Raw genomic sequence first — 18,839 nt, forward strand, 5'->3', positions numbered from 1 at the left:
CATGACGAAGCGATTTGCAGTGATTTTAGCTGCCGGAAAAGGAACACGAATGAAATCGAAATTATATAAGGTACTTCATCCGATTTTAGGTCGTCCGATGGTCCAGCATGTTATCGAACAATTAAAACCGGTGAACCTCGATAAAATGGTCACAATCGTAGGTCATGGCGCCGAAGAGGTTTCTGAATATATTGGCGATGACAGTCAAATGGTTTTACAGGAAGAGCAATTGGGAACGGGTCACGCTGTATTGCAAGCGGAAGAACGTTTGAAAAATCAGGAAGGCATAACGATTGTCGTATGTGGAGATACTCCATTAATCACACACGAGACGTATCAGGCACTTTTTGACCACCATGAGCGGGAAGGTGCCAAGGCGACTATTTTAACAGCAAAAGCCCCGGACCCTGCAGGCTATGGCAGAGTTATTCGTGATGGGGAAAATGAAGTGAAGCGGATTGTTGAACAAAAAGATGCAACTGACAGTGAACTGCTGGTCGATGAAATCAATACCGGGACATATTGTTTCGACAACAAAGCGCTTTTCGAAGCACTTCAGCATGTTTCAAATGATAACGTGCAAGGTGAATACTATTTACCGGATGTAATCGAAATTCTTCAAAATCGTGGTGAAAAAGTGAGCGCCTTTCAGACACCGGATTTTGAAGAAACATTAGGTATCAATGATCGAATCGCTCTGGCACAGGCTGAAAAAAACCTTAAACGGCGCATTAATGAAAAACATATGCGAAATGGTGTCACATTGATTGATCCGGATAATACTTATATCAGCCCTGAGACGATTATCGAACCGGATGTTGTGATCCATCCAGGTTCAATTATTAAAGGAAACACAACAATAAAAACAGATGCTGAGATAGGCCCTCATACTGAAATAGGTAATTGTTTCGTTGGACAGGCAAGTGTTATCAAACAAAGTGTCGCCAACGACAGTTATATAGGTGACAGGGTGAAGGTCGGCCCCTATTCCCATATTCGACCGGAAGCTTCTATTGGCAATGAAGCGAAAGTCGGTAATTTTGTAGAAGTGAAGAAATCTTCTTTAGGCGATAATAGCAAAGTCTCCCATTTAAGTTATATCGGGGATGCCGAAATAGGCACCAATGTGAATGTTGGCTGTGGAACGATTACGGTTAATTATGATGGAAAGAATAAGTACTTGACAACGATTGAAGATGATGCATTTATTGGTTGTAATTCCAATTTAGTCGCACCAGTGACAGTCGGCAAGGGTTCCTATGTTGCTGCAGGCTCCACCATTACGAAAAATGTGCCTGAAGACGCATTATCGATTGCCCGGGGGAGACAAACAAATAAAGAAGGTTACGCATCAAGAATCAGAAATCAAAAAAAGGACTAACGGAGGGTTAATTCATGGCATCTGGCTATAAGGATCCATTTTTGAAGGTATTTTCGTTAAACTCGAATCGGCAATTGGCTGAAGATATTGCAAACCATATCGGGACCGAATTGGGGAAATGCACGGTTTCCGCCTTTAGTGACGGTGAGATTCAAATCAATATTGAAGAGAGTGTCCGTGGTTGTGACGTTTATGTTGTCCAATCGACTTCATCACCGGTCAATCAGCACATGATGGAACTTTTGATCATGATTGATGCCCTGAAGCGTGCTTCGGCCAGATCCATAAATATTGTGATGCCATATTATGGATATGCCAGACAAGATCGTAAAGCACGCTCAAGAGAACCGATTACATCAAAACTTGTCGCTGACCTCCTGGAAACTGCCGGCGCTGACCGGGTGATTACACTTGATCTGCATGCACCGCAAATTCAAGGTTTCTTTAATGTGCCGATTGATCACTTGCAAGGTGTGCCACTCTTGGCGAATTATTTTGAGGAAATGAATTTAGAAGATATTATCGTCGTTTCCCCTGATCACGGTGGTGTCACACGAGCCAGAAAAATGGCAGATTATCTTAAGGCACCGATTGGAATCATTGATAAACGCCGCCCGCGTCCGAATGTTTCAGAAGTGATGAATATTGTTGGTAATATCGAAGGGAAGACAGCCATCCTGATTGATGATATCATTGATACAGCAGGTACCATTACCGCTGCTGCCAACGCATTGGTTGACAATGGAGCCAAAGAGGTTTTTGCATGTTGTACACATCCTGTTTTATCAGGACCTGCCATGCAGCGAATTAACGATTCAAAAATCAAGGAACTGGTTGTTACGAATTCAATTCCGCTTACTGAAGAAAAACAGATGGAAAAAGTGACGGAATTATCCGTTGCACCATTAATTGGCGAAGCAATAACACGAGTTCATGAACTGAAATCAGTAAGTATATTGTTTGACTGAGTATTTCAAGCTGAAGTAAAATAAGTGTTTTTTGTGAAAAGGACTAAATTATGTTTTAATGGAAACGTTACTGAAAAAACAATTTGACATATAAATCCTGGATTAAAGCCAGATTGTTAAATAATGGAGGGTGTTAAGAATGGCAGTAACATTAAAGGCAGCAAAACGCGAAGACCTGACGAAATCTGCAACAAAGCAAGTCAGGGTAAGTGGAAATGTGCCATCAGTTGTTTATGGCAAGGATAAGGAATCCAAGGCTATTTCCGTCAATAGTATAGAGTTAGTCAAGACCGTACGTGATGAAGGCCGAAATGCCATCATCTCACTTGATATTGAGAATGAGAAGCCTGTGGATGTCATGCTTCATGAATATCAAACGAATCCGTTGCGGGATGAAGTGATTCATGCAGATTTCTATATTGTCAACATGGCGGAGGAAATGGATGTGTCGGTGTCTCTTAGTCTCGATGGAGAACCAGCCGGTGTTAAGGATGGCGGCATCTTGCAGCAACCATTATACGAACTGCAGGTACGAGCCAAACCAGCAGATATCCCTGAGGCTATTACGGTTGATGTCTCAGAAATGGGTATTGGCGATACATTAGCCGTCAGTGATTTGGCTAAAGCAGATCACTACGAAATCATCGAAGAAGAAGATACGACAGTTGCTACCGTTGTTCCACCGGATACAATGGACGACCTTGAAGCGGAACCTGAAGAAGGTGCTGAACCGGAACTGGTTGATGCAAAAGACGACGATGAGGAAGAGAAAAACGAATAAAGACATGCATGCCATATAAACCCTCCTAGTCGCAATTATTAGGAGGGTTTTGCTTCATTGCAAGGTTGCTCAGCATGTCATCATTGTTAACGAAACAACAATTTTACAGAAAGAAGTCTTATAATCGTATGACAAAGGAAGTAACCAAATGAAATGTATCGTAGGCCTGGGCAACCCGGGCAGAAAATATAGCAAAACGCGTCATAATGTTGGTTTTATGGTCATCGATGCGTTAGCTGATCGCAATCGCTGGAAATTAAAAAAAGATAAATTTAACGGGAAGTCAACCGTGGAAACACGTGATGGCGAAAAGGTGATTCTCCTGAAGCCACAGACATTCATGAACCTTTCCGGTGAGTCGGTTCGGCCGTTAATGGACTTTTATCAGATTGATCCTGCAGATGTCCTTGTTATCTATGATGATCTCGATCTGCCGGCGGGAAAAATCCGGTTGCGTCAAAAAGGCGGACACGGTGGGCATAATGGTATCCGTTCAATTATCGACCATGTGGGAACAAAGGAATTCAACCGCCTTCGTATTGGGATTGGGCGGCCGGATACAGCCATGCCTGTGGTGGATTATGTATTAAGGTCTTTTTCAAAAGAACAGCAGGAGGATGTTCAATTAAGCATCGAAAAAAGTGCTGACGCGTGTGAAGCATGGATACAGAAACCGTTTGCTGAGGTCATGAATGAATTTAACAGTTAAAGCTGGAGGATGAGTCGTCCCAAAGTTCCTGTAAGTCTCTTTTGAACGACTTCTATAAGTATAAAAATACGCTTTTCGGATAAACTTTAGGATACCTTATGGTTATTCGAGGAGGTATTTTATGCCGATTGTCTATAAATGCAGACATTGTGGCCAGGAAATTGGTAAGCTGAATCAGCAAATGGTTGATACGTCAATGCTTGGGTTGGATCAGTTATCATCTGAGGAAAAACGTGATATGATTAGCTATGAATCGAATGGTGATGTAACCATCAAGTCCATCTGTGAAAGCTGTGAGGAGTCACTAGGGAGTCATCCGCAGTATCATGAACTGGACTATTTTATACAATAATATGATATATTAAGTGAAAAGCTTTGGTGAGCCCTGATAGGGATTGTTCAAAAGGTATGGTATATCCGCCTTTTGAACAACCACTAATAGTAGGCATCAAGGCATTTTTGCACGTAAACAGGTGGGGAAAAATGAACGGAATTCATGATTTTTTACGATCAAACGAAGATGTAGCATCAGTTATTGATGGCTTATCAGGTGGTATGAATGAGCAGCTCATAGCAGGGCTCTCGGGATCTGCCAGAAGTCTTTTTGTGTCCATTTTGAATGAATCCCTAAAGCGGCCTATTTTGCTTGTAACGCACCAGCTTGCACAAGCACAGCAATTGCATGATGACTTGGCAGCATTTGTTGGTGAAGAGCATATTCATTTGTATCCTGTTAATGAATTGATTGCATCGGAAATTGCGATTGCCAGCCCGGAACTTAAAGCTTCTCGGATTGAGGCACTATCAGCGTGGTCACAAAAGGAATCAGGTATATTAATTGCTCCCGTGGCAGCGCTGAAACGCATCTTACCGCCAACCGATTATTGGGAAAAATACCAGCTGAGTTTTAAAACCGGTGAGGAAATTGATTTGGAGACGTATCTGTCACGTCTGGTCGATATGGGCTATGAACATGCATCAATGGTTACAACGCCGGGTGAATTCAGTCGTCGCGGCGGTATCATTGATATTTATCCGGTGACCCAGACACACCCGGTCCGTATCGAGTTATTCGATGATGAAATAGATTCCATTCGTTTTTTTGATGCAGAAAGCCAGCGTTCATTGGATAAACAATCGGCGGTTATGATTGGTCCTGCTACTGAAATGCTGCTGACTGAGGAAGATAGACTGACAGCTGCACAGCGTTTGGAAACAGCATTAGCTGAATCGCTGAAAAAGCTGAATAATCCGGAAGCAAAAGAAGCATTGGCTGAGACCATTGAATCTGATATCGAACGTTTAAAGAACCTGGAACACTTTCAGGAATTGTATAAATACATTGGTTTTCTCTATGACAAGCCCGCTAGTTTGCTAGACTATTTGCCTTCTGACGGGTTAATCATGCTGGATGAAATGAGCAGAATCCAGGAAACGGCAACCAATCTTGATACAGAAGAGGCTGAATGGTATAGTACCTTGCTTGAGGCGAACAAAATGGTACGAAACAGTCAATTTTCTTTTGATTGGAATACGGTATGGGAAAGCATCTCTCACCAACGTGTTTACATGTCTGTTTTTTTACGGCACATACCGAACACCCAGCCGCAAAATATCGTTAATTTATCCACGCGTGCCATGCAGGAATTTCATGGGCAAATGAATTTGTTTAAAAATGAACTCAAACGCTGGGAAAAAGGTGACTTTTCGGTGGTTGTACTGGCACCGGATGAAAAGCGGGCTGAAAAGATTCATTCAATATTCGCGGATTATTCGATTGAAGCGGATGTGGTGAGTCACTTGGAGCTGCCGGTGCGAAGACCAACGATAACAGTCGGCGAGATCAGCAACGGTATCGAATTTCCAATGCATAAGCTTGTACTGATTACAGAGCATGAATTGTTTAAAAAGAAAACAAAACGTCCGCGTAAGAAACAGAAGATATCCAATGCTGAACGCATTAAAAATTATCAGGAGCTGAAGGTGGGCGATTACGTTGTTCATGCTCATCATGGAATTGGTAAATATTTAGGCATTGAAACACTTGATATGAACGATTTGCATAAAGACTTTATGCTGATCAGATATTCCGGTGATGATAAATTATATGTGCCGATTGACCAAATCGATCTTGTCCAGAAATTTGTTGCTTCTGAGGGCAAAGAGCCAAAGCTGCACAAATTGGGCGGCAGTGAATGGACCAAAGTCAAACGGAAAGTTCAGTCCAATGTAGAGGATATTGCGGATGATCTGATAAAACTGTATGCCGAGCGTGAAGCCCGACAAGGCTATGCATTCAGTGAGGAATCGGACATACAGCGTGAGTTTGAGGCAGCTTTTCCATATGAAGAAACCGAAGATCAATTGCGGTGTATTGCGGAAATTAAAGCAGATATGGAAAGAGAACGCCCGATGGATCGTCTGCTTTGCGGTGATGTCGGTTATGGGAAGACGGAAGTAGCTATCCGCGCTGCATTTAAAGCAGTGGCGGACGGAAAACAAGTCGCCTTTTTGGTTCCGACGACTATTCTGGCGCAACAACACTTTGAAACGATCCGGGAGAGATTCCAGGATCAAGCTGTCACGATTGGTATGTTAAGCCGCTTCCGCACAAGAAATCAGCAAAAAGAGACGATCGAAGGCATTCGAAAAGGGAAGGTTGACATCGTGATTGGCACACATCGTTTATTATCGAAAGATGTGACCTATCGTGATTTAGGCCTTCTGGTCGTGGATGAAGAACAGCGGTTTGGTGTCAAACATAAAGAGAAAATCAAACAACTGAGATCGAATGTTGATGTCCTGACATTGACCGCAACACCAATTCCAAGAACATTGCATATGTCAATGCTTGGTGTTCGTGATCTGTCAGTTATTGAAACGCCGCCGGAAAACCGTTTCCCAATCCAGACATATGTGATGGAATATAATCCTGTCTTTATACGAGAGGCAGTCGAGCGTGAAATGTCACGCGGGGGGCAGGTGTTTTTCCTTCATAATCGGGTGGATAATATTGATAAGGCCGCCAGGGATCTTGGCATGCTCGTTGAAGACGCGCGTATAGCTGTCGCCCATGGACAGATGAATGAAAATGAACTGGAAAATATCATTTTTGCCTTTTTGGAAGGTGAATATGATGTGCTGGTCAGCACGACAATCATTGAAACAGGCGTCGATATTCCAAATGTCAACACATTAATCGTTAATCAGGCTGATCGGATGGGGCTCAGTCAGCTTTATCAGTTAAGGGGAAGAGTCGGCCGTTCCAATCGGGTGGCCTATGCCTATTTTACGTACCATAAAGATAAAGTGCTAAGTGAAGTTGCTGAAAAACGATTGGAGGCGATTAAGGAATTCACTGAACTCGGCTCCGGTTTTAAAATCGCCATGCGTGACTTGTCCATCCGGGGCGCCGGGAATCTGCTAGGGGCTCAGCAGCATGGATTTATTGATTCCGTTGGGTTTGATATGTACTCCCAGATGCTCAAAGATGCCATCGAAGCACGTCAATCGGGTAAACAACTTGATGAAATCGAAACGTTTGAACCGGAATTATCACTGACACTTGATGCTTACATTCCGGAATCATACATTGATGATGAAAAACAGAAGATTGATATTTATAAACAGTTCCAGTCCATTTCATCATCTGACGATACCGGGGAGCTTCAAGATGAGTTGATTGACCGTTTCGGGGATTATCCGGAAGAAGTGGCGAACCTATTTACTGTATCATCGCTCAAACGACAGGCAAAAGAACAGCGGGTTGAATCCATTATTGAAAAGCCTGGCAAAATAGAAATACTTGTCAGCACCAACCGCAGCCAGGAAGTTGATGGATCAAAATTATTTGAACTGGCCAATCAATTTGGGCGGGAAATACAACTTGGTACAGAAGGCAATAAGTTGAAGGTGCTGTATAAATGGACCCGTGATACCAAGCACCAGCGCTATGACAAAGTCGAAAACTTTATCAGCCATCTCTCGAAAGTCAACCGGGATGCGTAAGTCCTGATCCAAAAGCAAATGTACACAACAGCATCTGACTGTTCCGGAAAACGGTGATTCAGCCAAGTTTTGCTAATTGATGTATAGTTCTTTCAAGATGATTCATACTAAACTCACAACTGGTGTTTTTTTCTCATGGAGGAAACCACTGAAAATACATACACCAGATACAAACATCGTAGAAAGTGAGGCTCCATACAGATGAAAGCAACAGGAATTGTACGTCGCATTGATGATTTAGGTCGAGTTGTAATTCCAAAAGAAATCAGACGAACGTTGCGTATACGTGAAGGCGACCCATTAGAAATATTTGTGGACCGGGAAGGCGAAGTTATCTTAAAAAAATACTCTCCAATAAATGAGTTGAGTTCTTTTGCTAAAGAGTATGCAGAAGCACTCTTTGATTCGCTCAACTGCCCGGTTCTTATTTGTGACCGGGACGAGATTATTGCTGTGGCTGGCGAGTCCAAAAAGGATTATTTGAATAAGAGTATCGGTTCACAGCCAGAAAAGACGATGGAAGAACGTATGATGACGTACGAAACGGAAAAGTCTTCAGCAGAGCTTATCCATGGACAGGATGAACAGCTCGATTCGTATTGCATTAGCCCGATTATTGCTAATGGTGATCCAATCGGTTGTGTTATGCTGTTTTCCAAAGATGGCGATAAATTAAGTGAAGTTGAGCAAAAGGCAGCCCAGACAGCTTCAAGTTTTATGGCCAGGCAAATGGAGTAACCAGCCTGTCAAACCCTCGCTATAGTACAACCTTAGCCTTAGCGGAAAAAGTGTCATTAGTTGATGGCACTTTTTTCTGTTTATTCGTAGTTATAGGGTGCTTGTGATTGTTATGCTATAATGAGTAACAATCAGTTCAGCATGGAAAGGCGTTTATGATGAAGGGGAATGAGCACAACAAATTAATGAAAGGTGCTTTATTGCTGACATTGGCAGGGTTCATCAGCAAACTCTTAAGTGCCGGTTATCGGATTCCACTGCAAAATCTTACAGGTGATTTGGGATTTTATGTGTATCAGCAGGTCTATCCGTTTTTAGCAATCGCCATGATTCTGGCGCTATATGGTTTCCCTTCCGCTATCTCAAAGATGACAGTCGATATGAAAACACAAGGAAGGGGTCTTTCGCTGCGGAACTTTTACATACCTGTGTTTCTGTTGCTGTTTTTCATGTCCGGCAGTGTTTTTCTGTTTCTGGTATTCAATGCAGAGGAAATAGCGGTGTGGGCAGGAGATCCTAACCTGAAGCAAACATATCAATTGGCCGCATTTATCTTTTTAGTGATTCCCTTTCCCGTCCTTATGCGCGGGGTATTTCAGGGAATGCAGCAAATGCAGCCGACAGCCTATTCACAAATCGGTGAGCAATTGACGCGTGTTATACTGATCATTGCTGCTGCGGTATGGTTTTATTTGTGGCAGGAAAATATCTATGCCATAGGACGAGCTGCGGTGGTAGCTTCGGTCACAGGCGCATTGATTGGAGTGATTATTCTCCTTGTCTACTTTATCCGGTATAAACCGGTTGAAAAACAGCATTTCACAATTCCCTGGCACTATTACGTGAAATCATTGTTCATTTTGGGAATAGCTGCTGCTTTAAACCACATGGTGTTGGTTATTATTCAATTTGCCGACACGCTTACACTCATTCCGTCTTTACAGGAATACGGGCTCACCAAGGATGAGGCAATGAAGACGAAAGGGGTTTTTGACCGTGGCCAGCCGTTGATTCAGCTTGGAACTGTTTTAGGGTCATCGTTTGCATTAGCTTTAATGCCAGTCATATCGGATGAAAAGTTGAAGCAAAATGCCCAAACACTTCATGGCTCCATCCGCAGCGCCATGCTGATCAGCTTTTATTTAGCAGTCGGTGCGGCAGTCGGATTAATCACGATTTTTCCGGAAACGAATCGGTTGCTCTTTCAGAATGATGATGGCACAGGGACCCTGAGAATCCTGGCGATTGCCGTGTTCCTCAGTTCCATCGGTATAACGGCTGCTTCGATTCTACAGGGGCTGGGTTATATGAAACGTACAGCCGGGTTTATCGCCGCTGCGTTTTTCCTGAAGTGGATTGGCAATCAAACGCTGGTGCCTCTGTTGGGGATTGACGGAAGTGCTTTGGCAACAGTTCTCAGTTTAGCCGTTTTTGCCGGGTTGATGTTGATTGGGTTAAAACGAAAGCTGCCTGGCCTTCACCTTAATAAACATGTGAACTGGGCTGCACTTCTTACAGCCACAACGGGAATGGTTCTATTTTTATTGGGCATGGATTACCTGATTGGGCCGATTGCATCGAGGTTCGGTTTATTACTTTATGTCATGTTCATTTCAATCGTTGGAGCAATGATTTATTTGGCTCTTTTGCTCAGACTAAAGGCCTTTACAGACAGGCAACTTTCCATGCTGCCATTTGCACGGGTATGGATTCGAATTCATAAAGAGAGGGATCGTTAATGTGTCACACCATTGAAATTATAGGGCTTGGTGCCGGTGACCTGGATCAATTATCATTGGGTATTTATAGAAAACTTGCAGCGAATGAAAGTAAACGATACGTGCGTACGATTGACCATCCGGCAGTCAAACAGTTAATGCAGGAAGGAATGACTTTCACTTCCTTTGATCAAGCCTACGAGACAACGGAACGGTTTGAGGATGTGTATCAGCATATTACTGATACATTGCTTGAAAAAGCACAGCGTCACAATATCGTGTATGCTGTTCCAGGCCACCCGATGCTTGCAGAAAAAACCGTACAGTTGTTATTGAATCAGGATAATATACCGGTCAATGTCGTTGGCGGGCAAAGTTATCTTGATGCCCTGTTCACATCACTCAAAATAGATCCAATTGAGGGCTTTCAATTCATTGATGGAACGTCATTTAATCGGAGTCAGCTTAACTATCAGCACCATATTATTTTCAGCCAGGTATATGACCGGTTTATCGCATCGGATGTTAAACTGACGCTGCTTGAAGATCTGCCGCCGGATTATACAGTGAAAATTGTGGAGGCAGCAGGAAGCGATCAGGAAACAATTACTGAAGTTTCTTTGGAAGAACTGGATCGCGCATTTCCTGATGTAAATAATTTAATCTCCATTTATATCCCGCCTGTACCGGACGAAATGCTCCATCATACATTTACTCAGCTGCGTGAGGCGATGGCAGCATTAAGAGGCCCGGATGGCTGTCCGTGGGATCGTGCCCAGACTCATGAAACATTAAGGGAATATGCCATTGAAGAAGTCTATGAATTGATTGAAGCAATTGATGAACAGAATGATGATGGTATTGTTGAAGAGCTGGGAGATATGCTGCTGCAGGTGATGCTGCATAGTCAGATTGGTGAAGATGACGGTTATTTTTCAATAGATGATGTCATTCGTTCGATTACCGATAAAATGATCCATCGTCATCCGCATGTTTTTGGAGATCGATCAGCTGAAACAGTGGATGCTGTTCACAGGACGTGGGATGCTCTGAAGCAGGCGGAAAAAGGTCATCAGCGCGACGCGGTATTGGATGGCGTTCCGACCGGGCTGCCAGGCTTGGCCAAGGCTTTTAAATTGCAGAAAAAAGCAGCGAAAGTCGGATTTGGCTGGGAGGACATACAGGATATATGGGAAAAGCTTGAAGAGGAATTGGATGAAGTACAGGAAGCTGTCAATTCCGGGAAACAGTCTGAGCTTGAACAAGAACTTGGTGATGTATTGTTTGTATTAGCCAACATCTCACGGTATTATAAAATCAATCCGGAAATTGCTCTGAATCAGACAAATCAAAAGTTTGTTTCGAGGTTTTCCCATATTGAAACGGAATTACAGGCAAAGGGGAAAGATATCAAACAAGTCACCCTTGAAGAAATGGATTATTATTGGAATCAAGCTAAAGGAAAAGAGTGATTGAATTGCGACTGGATAAATTCCTGAAGGTTTCAAGGCTCATCAAACGCAGGACGCTGGCTAAGGAAGTAGCCGGTCAGGGGCGTATTACCATCAATGGGAACCCGGCGAAAGCCTCGAGTATCCTGTCTGTTGGTGATGAACTCGTGATCAGTTCGGTCAAAAAGTTGTGACGCTTGAAGTGACATCGTTAAAAGAAGCGACAAAAAAAGATGAAGCCGAAAGCCTATATAAAGTGATCAATGAAGAGAAAGTGAATTAGGTTCTACACTTGTCCCTTCTATCATACAGTAATAGTGACAAGGAGGGCGAAGTGTATGAATTATTATGAACAGCAACCGGTTAAACGTACGGACCAGGAGCATACTGTAAAAGTCAATAACCGAAAAAATCTGGAGATAACAGGCGTTAAGGAAGTCGATAGTTTTGATAATGAAGAATTTCTGCTGGAAACGGTGATGGGTTATTTAATCATCCGCGGGCAGAACCTGCAATTAAAAAACCTGGATGTAGGTGACGGCCTGGTCACAATCAAAGGTAAAGTGTACGAGCTTTCCTATGTTGATGAACATCATCAGGAGAAAGCTAAAGGATTCTTTAGCAAGCTATTCAAATGACGCTTGATGTGCAGTTCATAACGATGATTTCCATGATCGCCGGCGGTTTCTATCTGGGGATGGCGCTGGATACGTTCAGGCGTCTCTCCATCTATTGGAAACAGCGAGTCTTCCTGATATACTTCATGGAAATAAGTTTTTGGCTGACCCAGACAATGTTATTATATTATGTATTATTTCTGGCTAATAGCGGGGAGCTGCGTTTCTACGTATTTCTGGCCGTTTTATTGGGATTTTCAATGTACCGGGCTTTAGCTGCCAGCGCATTTAAAAGGCTGCTGGAACATGTCATCCGGGTTATTGCAGCGATTTCCCGTTTCCTGGAAAATATGTTTAAAACCGTTATCGTCACACCAGTGAAATTTATCATTCAGTTGCTCATAACCATTGGTGTATTTACGGTGAATTTACTATTAAGTCTGGTTCGATATATCTTTAAAATTGTGTTTGTGCCGGTTTTTTGGCTGCTGCGAATGATTTTTCGCATGCTTCCTCAATCAATTCAAAAAAATTTACACAAAATTGCAGGATTTTATAGTACAATAGAGAATACATGTAAGAAATGGCTGAAAAAGCTGCACCATTGGATGTCCAAGAGGAGGTAGAAAGCCAGTGCCTTTAAGGAAAAAAAACGTTGCAAGATTAGATTCAAATTATATGCAGCAATATGATGCCTACATAGAAAGACAAAAAAGAAAGAAACAACGCCTGATGCGTCGTCTGGTTTTATTTTCAATTGTAGTCGCAATAGCTGTCGGCAGTTTGACTGCCTACCATTTTAACCAGCGTGCGCTTTACGCGGAAAAAGAGGACCAGTATGAGCAGCTCCGGAATGAGATGGCAACACTTGAAAATGAGGAGCAGAATTTAAAAGAAGAAATTAATTTGCTCAATGACGAGGAATATGTATTGGATATTGCCCGGACAAATTATTTTTTCTCACAAGAAGGCGAATTAATTTTTAAAGTACCTGATGAGGAGCCATCTTATTGACACACTTTTACAACACTCGCTATAATATGTAGGGAGTATACTTTTTAAAAATCTAAGGAGGAGCTTTTTTTAATGTCAATCGAAGTAGGCAGCAAGCTGCAGGGAAAGGTAACCGGTATTACTAATTTTGGGGCCTTTGTTGAAATTGAGGAAGGCAAAACAGGGCTTGTCCACATTAGTGAGGTTGCCGATAATTACGTGAAAGACATTAATGATCACTTAAGCGTTGGTGACGAGGTAACGGTAAAAGTGATCAATGTCGAAAAGGATGGTAAGATTGGGCTTTCCATCAAGAAAGCGAAGGATAGGCCGCCACGTCAGCGGAATCGTCAACGTACGGAATCATTTGAGTCAAAAATGAATAAATTTCTTAAAGACTCGGATGAACGTTTAGCCTCTTTGAAAAAGCACACAGAATCCAAACGCGGAGGTCGAGGTGCTAAAAGAGGATAGCTGTTTGCTGTCTATGAGAAGTTGATAATAAATTTACCATATACAAAAAGCAGGTGCTGCGTTTAGAAGCAGCACCTGCTTTTTTGTATGGGGTTTAACAGGTTCTCTATAACACCCTGTTGTTATGCGTTTGTTCGTCAGCAACAACAATCTTTGCATAAAAAAGAAATCGGCTGATTCGCCGATTTCTCCAAGTCTGACTTCCGGCATCTGACCTCTGGAAAGACGAGGCGAATGCCGAGTTTTTCTATTTAATAGCGGCGGAGGGGTTCGAACCCCCGACCTTACGGGTATGAACCGTATGCTCTCGCCAGCTGAGCTACACCGCCAATTTCAGTCACAAACAATATAATACAACAGGAACGGCAGTGTGTCAATGAAAAATTCCTGATGGATTTAATGACCGGTAATGATATGAAAACATGACACTACTAAACAGAATACGGAATGATATGTAGAAAATCGCTTGTCCATTTAGAAACCAGTCGAACGATTTTTTGGATTTGCTCTGTTGTTTTGACAAAAAAAGAATGCATGATGTGTTTTAATGTTTGGCAAGAAGGAGTGGTATTGTATGATCAATTCAGTTTCAGGAGTGGAATCCAAAGCATTTGGCATGAAACAGGGGATGTTGGAAAGAATTCGCTGGAAACTTTCCGCACAAATGAAAACATTGCTTTTTGAAAAAGGCTGGCTATATTTTCTTGTCGGTTTTTTGCTTGGACGAGCTGTCATATTATCGGTCGTTTCACCGTTTGCCATCGCTTTTTTAGCTGCCATTTGGATTATACATAGAGACAAGGCTCCAAAGGTGATGCTCGCTGCCTTGGCCGGGGCGCTGAGTTTCTCTGTTACCCACGGGGTGTTTATTATACTGGCCATGATTTCGTTTGTTCTTTTGGCCGGTATTTTCAAACATGCTAAACGGCAGCATCTGCTTATACCATTGTTTGTATTTTTTTCATCCGTAGCACCCAGGTTATTTATTTATTCAATCTGGGGACAACTTACCTCATATGAATGGATGCTTTTATTGGTTGAGGGCGTTTTGGGAACTGTCCTGGTATTAATCTTTATGCAGAGTATTCCGTTATTATCACCACAACGTTTTAAACCCGCATTAAAAAATGAAGAAATTGTTTGTATGATTATACTTATCGCGTCCATTCTGACAGGTACAATTGGCTGGGAAGTGTATAATGCATCAATCGAACAAGTTTTTTCCCGGTATTTTGTTCTGCTGCTTGCATTTGTCGGGGGCGCAGCTATTGGATCAACGGTTGGCGTCGTTGCTGGACTTATCTTGTCACTTGCCAATGTCGCCAATCTCTATCAGATGAGTTTGCTTGCTTTCTCCGGACTGCTTGGGGGGTTGCTCAAAGAAGGCAATAAGGTCGGTGTCAGCCTCGGACTTTTAGTCGGGACATTTCTGATTGCAATCTATGCTGATGCGGCCAATATTGTACCGTCACTTTTGGAAACGTCAATTGCGATTTGCTTGTTTTTGATCACGCCATCCGGCTGGATCAAAAAACTGTCCAGGTATATTCCGGGAACCGAAGAACATACGAATGAGCAGGAACAATACCTGCAAAAAGTCCGAAATGTAACAGCTAAACGTGTTGAGCAATTTTCCGATGTGTTTGAAGCCCTGTCGAAAAGCTTTTCAGCGGCGGAGGAAATGAAAGAAGATACTGTGAATGAGAGGCGCGAGACAGACTATTTTCTGAGCCAGGTGACGGAAAAAACGTGCCAGTCCTGTTTCATGAAAGAACGATGCTGGCAGCAGCAATTTGATAAAACCTACACCTTAATGGAAGATTTAAAGGATGACCTGGCTGAAGGGCAAGAACCAAATCGTAAATCAGTTCGTGAATTTGAAAATCATTGTGTCAAATCAAGGAAAGTCCTCGATACAATGAAAGAGGAGATTTCATTTTACGAAGCTAATAAAAAGTTAAAGAAACAAGTGATGGAAAGCAAACGGTTCGTATCCGATCAATTGCAGGGTGTTTCTGAAGTCATGGACGATTTTGCCAACGAAATACTTAAGGAGCGCCAGCATCATGAAAAACAGGAATTGCAAATTATGAACACATTAAAAAACATGGGCATTGTATTGGAAAAGCTCGACATTTATCGGCTGGAAAAAGGGAATGTTGACCTTGAGATGACACTGTCCTTTTATGATTACCGCGGGGAAGGTTCAAAGCTGATTGCCCCGGTTTTATCTGATATTTTAAATGAAATGATCATCGTGAAAAAAGAAGAAGTCTCGCCATTTCCGAATGGCTATTGTCAATTGGTGTTTGGCTCGGCAAAAGAATACGTCGTTGATGCAGGCATCGCGAATGCTGCGAAAGGCGGCGGGCTTATTTCCGGTGACAGTTACCGGACGATTGAACTTGGAGAAGGCAAATATGCAATGGCAATCAGTGATGGTATGGGAAATGGCAGACGGGCAAGTGAAGAAAGCGAAGAGACATTAAGACTATTGCAGCAAATTTTACAGACAGGCATCCCGGAGAGTGTAGCCATCAAATCCATTAATTCCATTCTTTCGTTAAGAACGACGGATGAAATGTATGCGACATTGGATCTGGCGGTTATCAATCTGCATAACGCGTTTGTAAGATTTTTGAAAATTGGTTCGACACCAAGCCTGATTAAACGGGGTGAGGAAATCATTAATGTTGAGGCGAGCAATCTGCCCATGGGAATCATACAGGAATTCGATGTCGATATTGTCGGGGAACAGCTGAAGTCGGGTGATATTTTAATCATGATGAGTGATGGTATTTTGGACGGGCCGAAACATATCGAAAATACAGATGTATGGCTTAAACGGAAACTTAGGGATATGAAAACGGATGATCCACAGGAAATGGCTGATTTAATACTGGAGGAGGTCGTCCGAACAAGAGAAGGGGCCATTGAGGATGATATGACAGTAGTGGTTGCCAAGGTTACGAAAAATTCACCACAATGGACATCGATCCCTATCGAAAACGCATTTTATGCAGAACAGGCGCTATGAAAGAGGACGACAGTGGCAGTGTATGCAACAGGGCAGTCCGCTGCAGCCATAGATATGCCTCATCCGGACTGCCGTTTTATGTAACCCGCAGCCCTCTTTTTCGTGCGAGGTTCAACTAATAATCAGATTGAGAGAGCGCCCTGTTGATTGAATTCACTTTTATGCGATGGTGTATATTATGCAAAGAATGTGGCGATGATGGTAATGGATCAGCAGGGAGGTATGTCATGTGAAAAAAGGAACATTAAAACAGATATTATTAATTACAGATGGCTGCTCAAACAAAGGTGAGGACCCGGAAGTGACGGCTGCTCTCGCAAAACAGCAAGGGATAACCGTTAACGTGATCGGGATTCTCGATGATGATCAGACAGAAGACCCCGAGGGACTGCAGGAAGTAGAAGATATAGCACTATCCGGGGGCGGTATCAGTCAGCTTGTTTATAAGCAGGCTTTAGCGCAAACCGTGCAAACTGTGACTAAACAAGCCATGACACAAACATTGCAAGGTTTTGTCAATCAGGAACTGAAGCAAATACTTGGCCCGGATCAGAGTCTTGAAGAAATTGAACCGGAAAAACGCGGCGAAATTATGGAAGTCGTGGAAGATATGGGTGAGACATGTGACTTGGAAGTGCTGGTTCTGACAGATACGAGTGCCAGCATGCATGATAAGCTGCCAACTGTTAAAGAGGCGCTAATTGACTTATCGATTAGTTTAAATGCCCGTATTGGCCGTAATCGGTTTTCTATTTTCAATTTCCCCGGAAAACGGAAAGATATTGAAAAAGTATTGGATTGGTCTCCGAAGCTCGATTCGATTTCCTCTATCTTTCCAAAGTTGACAAGTGGTGGAATTACACCAACAGGGCCGGCAATTCGTGAAGCTATGTATCAGTTTGGCAAGAAAGGCTTGTTACGGAACTTGAGGGATGAAGATGAACCAGGCATGGAAGAAGCAGGGTATTAATATAAAACCGGGAACAGTCATTACCGGTAAATGGCATCAGCGCCGTTATGTCATAAAGCGCAAACTCGGAAACGGTGCAGTTGGTACGGTCTATTTATGTGAACATAATGGGAAATATGCAGCCTTGAAAATCAGTGAAAACAATACATCGATGACGGTGGAAGTGAATGTCCTGAAATCGTTACAGAAGGCCCAAGCCAGTCGTCTTGGGCCTTCTTTGCTGGATGTGGATGACTGGGAGATCTCACGGAATATGACGTATTCCTTCTATGTGATGGAGTATTTACAAGGGGATTCGTTAGGCCATTTCATCAGCCGGAATGGCCACGAGTGGGTTGGTATTTTTATGCTGCAATTACTTGAAGACCTTGAGTACCTGCATCAATCCGGGTGGGTATTTGGTGATTTTAAGTCTGAAAATCTCATCGTACTGTCACAGCCACCGAAAATACGCTGGATTGATGTCGGAGGTACAACACAGATCGGCAGAGCAATCAAAGAGTATACGGAATTCTATGACCGGGGCTACTGGGGAATGGGCTCAAGGCGAGCAGAACCAGGCTATGATTTATTTGCATTAGTGATGGTGTTTTTACATATATACTATCCAAAGCGGTTTGAAAAAGGGCCGAACCCAAAGGCTACATTATTGAAAAAACTGCATGATGCCAGGCCATTGCGTTTATACAGGGAACCCCTGAAAAAAGCACTTCTGGGCAAATATCAATCGGCAGCAGACATGCGGAATGAATTATTAAATACAATTAACCGTGCGGGAATCACGGGGAGATCAGGTAAACCATCGAATCGCTCAGGTTCCGGTAAAGCACCACTGGCAGAGGGTAGCGGGATCGCACTTGTTGCACTGTTTTACTATCTTTTTTCGTTACTTCTGCCATAAGCTGTTTTTATATCATGACGCTTTGTCATGTATTAAAATTGTGGTAAAATGAAAAAGATGATAATGAAAGGAATCTTTCTTATAAACGAAAGG

General features: G+C 42.8%; 16 protein-coding genes, 1 tRNA gene and 1 pseudogene. 17 read left to right on the forward strand and 1 reads right to left on the reverse strand.

From position 1 onward, the window contains the following. The first annotated feature begins 1 nt into the window (after position 1). The 14 genes and pseudogenes from glmU to Len3610_RS16145 all read left to right on the forward strand — a co-directional run bounded on the left by glmU (position 2) and on the right by Len3610_RS16145 (position 13,838). The gene (gene glmU / locus Len3610_RS16080) at positions 2-1,381 is read left to right on the forward strand and encodes a bifunctional UDP-N-acetylglucosamine diphosphorylase/glucosamine-1-phosphate N-acetyltransferase GlmU (protein WP_176448849.1); all 1,380 of its coding nucleotides are present in this window, start codon (positions 2-4) and stop codon (positions 1,379-1,381) included. Positions 1,382-1,395: 14 nt separating this feature from the next. Continuing rightward, a complete protein-coding gene (locus Len3610_RS16085; protein WP_176448850.1) occupies positions 1,396-2,349 on the forward strand; it encodes a ribose-phosphate diphosphokinase in 954 nt (317 codons plus the stop codon). A 139-nt stretch (positions 2,350-2,488) separates the two neighbouring features. Further along, the gene (locus tag Len3610_RS16090) at positions 2,489-3,130 is read left to right on the forward strand and encodes a 50S ribosomal protein L25/general stress protein Ctc (RefSeq protein WP_176448851.1); all 642 of its coding nucleotides are present in this window, start codon (positions 2,489-2,491) and stop codon (positions 3,128-3,130) included. Positions 3,131-3,278: 148 nt separating this feature from the next. Then, positions 3,279-3,839, forward strand: a complete 561-nt coding sequence (gene pth / locus Len3610_RS16095) for an aminoacyl-tRNA hydrolase (RefSeq protein WP_176448852.1) — start codon at positions 3,279-3,281, stop codon at positions 3,837-3,839. 121 nt (positions 3,840-3,960) lie between these two features. Further along, positions 3,961-4,191, forward strand: a complete 231-nt coding sequence (locus Len3610_RS16100; protein ID WP_176448853.1) for an anti-sigma-F factor Fin — start codon at positions 3,961-3,963, stop codon at positions 4,189-4,191. Positions 4,192-4,322: 131 nt separating this feature from the next. Further along, on the forward strand, positions 4,323-7,847 hold the full coding sequence (mfd, locus tag Len3610_RS16105) for a transcription-repair coupling factor (RefSeq protein WP_176448854.1): 3,525 nt from the start codon (positions 4,323-4,325) through the stop codon (positions 7,845-7,847). A gap of 201 nt (positions 7,848-8,048) precedes the next feature. Further along, complete coding sequence (gene spoVT / locus Len3610_RS16110) at positions 8,049-8,585, forward strand: stage V sporulation protein T (protein WP_176448855.1); 537 nt, start codon at positions 8,049-8,051, stop codon at positions 8,583-8,585. A gap of 155 nt (positions 8,586-8,740) precedes the next feature. Continuing rightward, entirely contained in the window at positions 8,741-10,324 is a 1,584-nt protein-coding gene (locus Len3610_RS16115) for a putative polysaccharide biosynthesis protein (RefSeq protein WP_176448856.1), read from the forward strand. Further along, complete coding sequence (mazG, locus tag Len3610_RS16120) at positions 10,324-11,775, forward strand: bifunctional methyltransferase/pyrophosphohydrolase YabN (RefSeq protein WP_176448857.1); 1,452 nt, start codon at positions 10,324-10,326, stop codon at positions 11,773-11,775. Before Len3610_RS16115 ends, mazG begins: the two co-directional genes overlap by 1 nt. Before the next feature lie 5 nt (positions 11,776-11,780). Beyond that, positions 11,781-12,037: pseudogene (locus Len3610_RS16125) on the forward strand (RNA-binding S4 domain-containing protein). 55 nt (positions 12,038-12,092) lie between these two features. Continuing rightward, on the forward strand, positions 12,093-12,392 hold the full coding sequence (gene yabP / locus Len3610_RS16130) for a sporulation protein YabP (RefSeq protein ID WP_176448858.1): 300 nt from the start codon (positions 12,093-12,095) through the stop codon (positions 12,390-12,392). Beyond that, positions 12,389-12,997 carry a spore cortex biosynthesis protein YabQ gene (gene yabQ, locus Len3610_RS16135; protein ID WP_176448859.1) on the forward strand — a complete coding sequence of 203 codons (609 nt, stop codon included), beginning with the start codon at positions 12,389-12,391 and terminating at the stop codon, positions 12,995-12,997. The genes yabP and yabQ overlap by 4 nt, the downstream gene beginning before the upstream one ends. A gap of 7 nt (positions 12,998-13,004) precedes the next feature. Beyond that, positions 13,005-13,385 carry an FtsB family cell division protein gene (locus Len3610_RS16140; protein WP_176448860.1) on the forward strand — a complete coding sequence of 127 codons (381 nt, stop codon included), beginning with the start codon at positions 13,005-13,007 and terminating at the stop codon, positions 13,383-13,385. A gap of 72 nt (positions 13,386-13,457) precedes the next feature. After that, on the forward strand, positions 13,458-13,838 hold the full coding sequence (locus Len3610_RS16145) for a S1 domain-containing RNA-binding protein (protein ID WP_176448861.1): 381 nt from the start codon (positions 13,458-13,460) through the stop codon (positions 13,836-13,838). A 255-nt stretch (positions 13,839-14,093) separates the two neighbouring features. On the opposite strand, the gene Len3610_RS16150 is transcribed toward Len3610_RS16145, so the two are convergent. Then, positions 14,094-14,167, reverse strand: a tRNA-Met gene (locus Len3610_RS16150). Between the two features lie 245 nt (positions 14,168-14,412). Here Len3610_RS16150 and spoIIE point away from each other — a divergent pair. The 3 genes from spoIIE to Len3610_RS16165 all read left to right on the forward strand — a co-directional run bounded on the left by spoIIE (position 14,413) and on the right by Len3610_RS16165 (position 18,746). After that, entirely contained in the window at positions 14,413-16,875 is a 2,463-nt protein-coding gene (spoIIE, locus tag Len3610_RS16155) for a stage II sporulation protein E (protein ID WP_176448862.1), read from the forward strand. A 229-nt stretch (positions 16,876-17,104) separates the two neighbouring features. Beyond that, entirely contained in the window at positions 17,105-17,845 is a 741-nt protein-coding gene (locus tag Len3610_RS16160) for a VWA domain-containing protein (RefSeq protein ID WP_176448863.1), read from the forward strand. Then, positions 17,814-18,746 carry a serine/threonine protein kinase gene (locus Len3610_RS16165; protein ID WP_369693596.1) on the forward strand — a complete coding sequence of 311 codons (933 nt, stop codon included), beginning with the start codon at positions 17,814-17,816 and terminating at the stop codon, positions 18,744-18,746. Before Len3610_RS16160 ends, Len3610_RS16165 begins: the two co-directional genes overlap by 32 nt. Positions 18,747-18,839: the final 93 nt, after the last annotated feature.

It is taken from the genome of Lentibacillus sp. CBA3610, assembly GCF_013373365.1.
GTDB lineage: Bacteria > Bacillota > Bacilli > Bacillales > Amphibacillaceae > Lentibacillus.

Excerpts from the sequence above, each read along its gene's own strand:
- glmU (WP_176448849.1), top strand. The coding sequence starts at position 2 with ATGACGAAGCGATTTGCAGTGATTTTAGCTGCCGGAAAAGGAACACGA.
- Len3610_RS16085 (WP_176448850.1), top strand. The coding sequence starts at position 1,396 with ATGGCATCTGGCTATAAGGATCCATTTTTGAAGGTATTTTCGTTAAAC.
- Len3610_RS16090 (WP_176448851.1), top strand. The coding sequence starts at position 2,489 with ATGGCAGTAACATTAAAGGCAGCAAAACGCGAAGACCTGACGAAATCT.
- pth (WP_176448852.1), top strand. The coding sequence starts at position 3,279 with ATGAAATGTATCGTAGGCCTGGGCAACCCGGGCAGAAAATATAGCAAA.
- Len3610_RS16100 (WP_176448853.1), top strand. The coding sequence starts at position 3,961 with ATGCCGATTGTCTATAAATGCAGACATTGTGGCCAGGAAATTGGTAAG.
- mfd (WP_176448854.1), top strand. The coding sequence starts at position 4,323 with ATGAACGGAATTCATGATTTTTTACGATCAAACGAAGATGTAGCATCA.
- spoVT (WP_176448855.1), top strand. The coding sequence starts at position 8,049 with ATGAAAGCAACAGGAATTGTACGTCGCATTGATGATTTAGGTCGAGTT.
- Len3610_RS16115 (WP_176448856.1), top strand. The coding sequence starts at position 8,741 with ATGATGAAGGGGAATGAGCACAACAAATTAATGAAAGGTGCTTTATTG.
- mazG (WP_176448857.1), top strand. The coding sequence starts at position 10,324 with ATGTGTCACACCATTGAAATTATAGGGCTTGGTGCCGGTGACCTGGAT.
- yabP (WP_176448858.1), top strand. The coding sequence starts at position 12,093 with ATGAATTATTATGAACAGCAACCGGTTAAACGTACGGACCAGGAGCAT.
- yabQ (WP_176448859.1), top strand. The coding sequence starts at position 12,389 with ATGACGCTTGATGTGCAGTTCATAACGATGATTTCCATGATCGCCGGC.
- Len3610_RS16145 (WP_176448861.1), top strand. The coding sequence starts at position 13,458 with ATGTCAATCGAAGTAGGCAGCAAGCTGCAGGGAAAGGTAACCGGTATT.
- spoIIE (WP_176448862.1), top strand. The coding sequence starts at position 14,413 with ATGATCAATTCAGTTTCAGGAGTGGAATCCAAAGCATTTGGCATGAAA.
- Len3610_RS16165 (WP_369693596.1), top strand. The coding sequence starts at position 17,814 with ATGAACCAGGCATGGAAGAAGCAGGGTATTAATATAAAACCGGGAACA.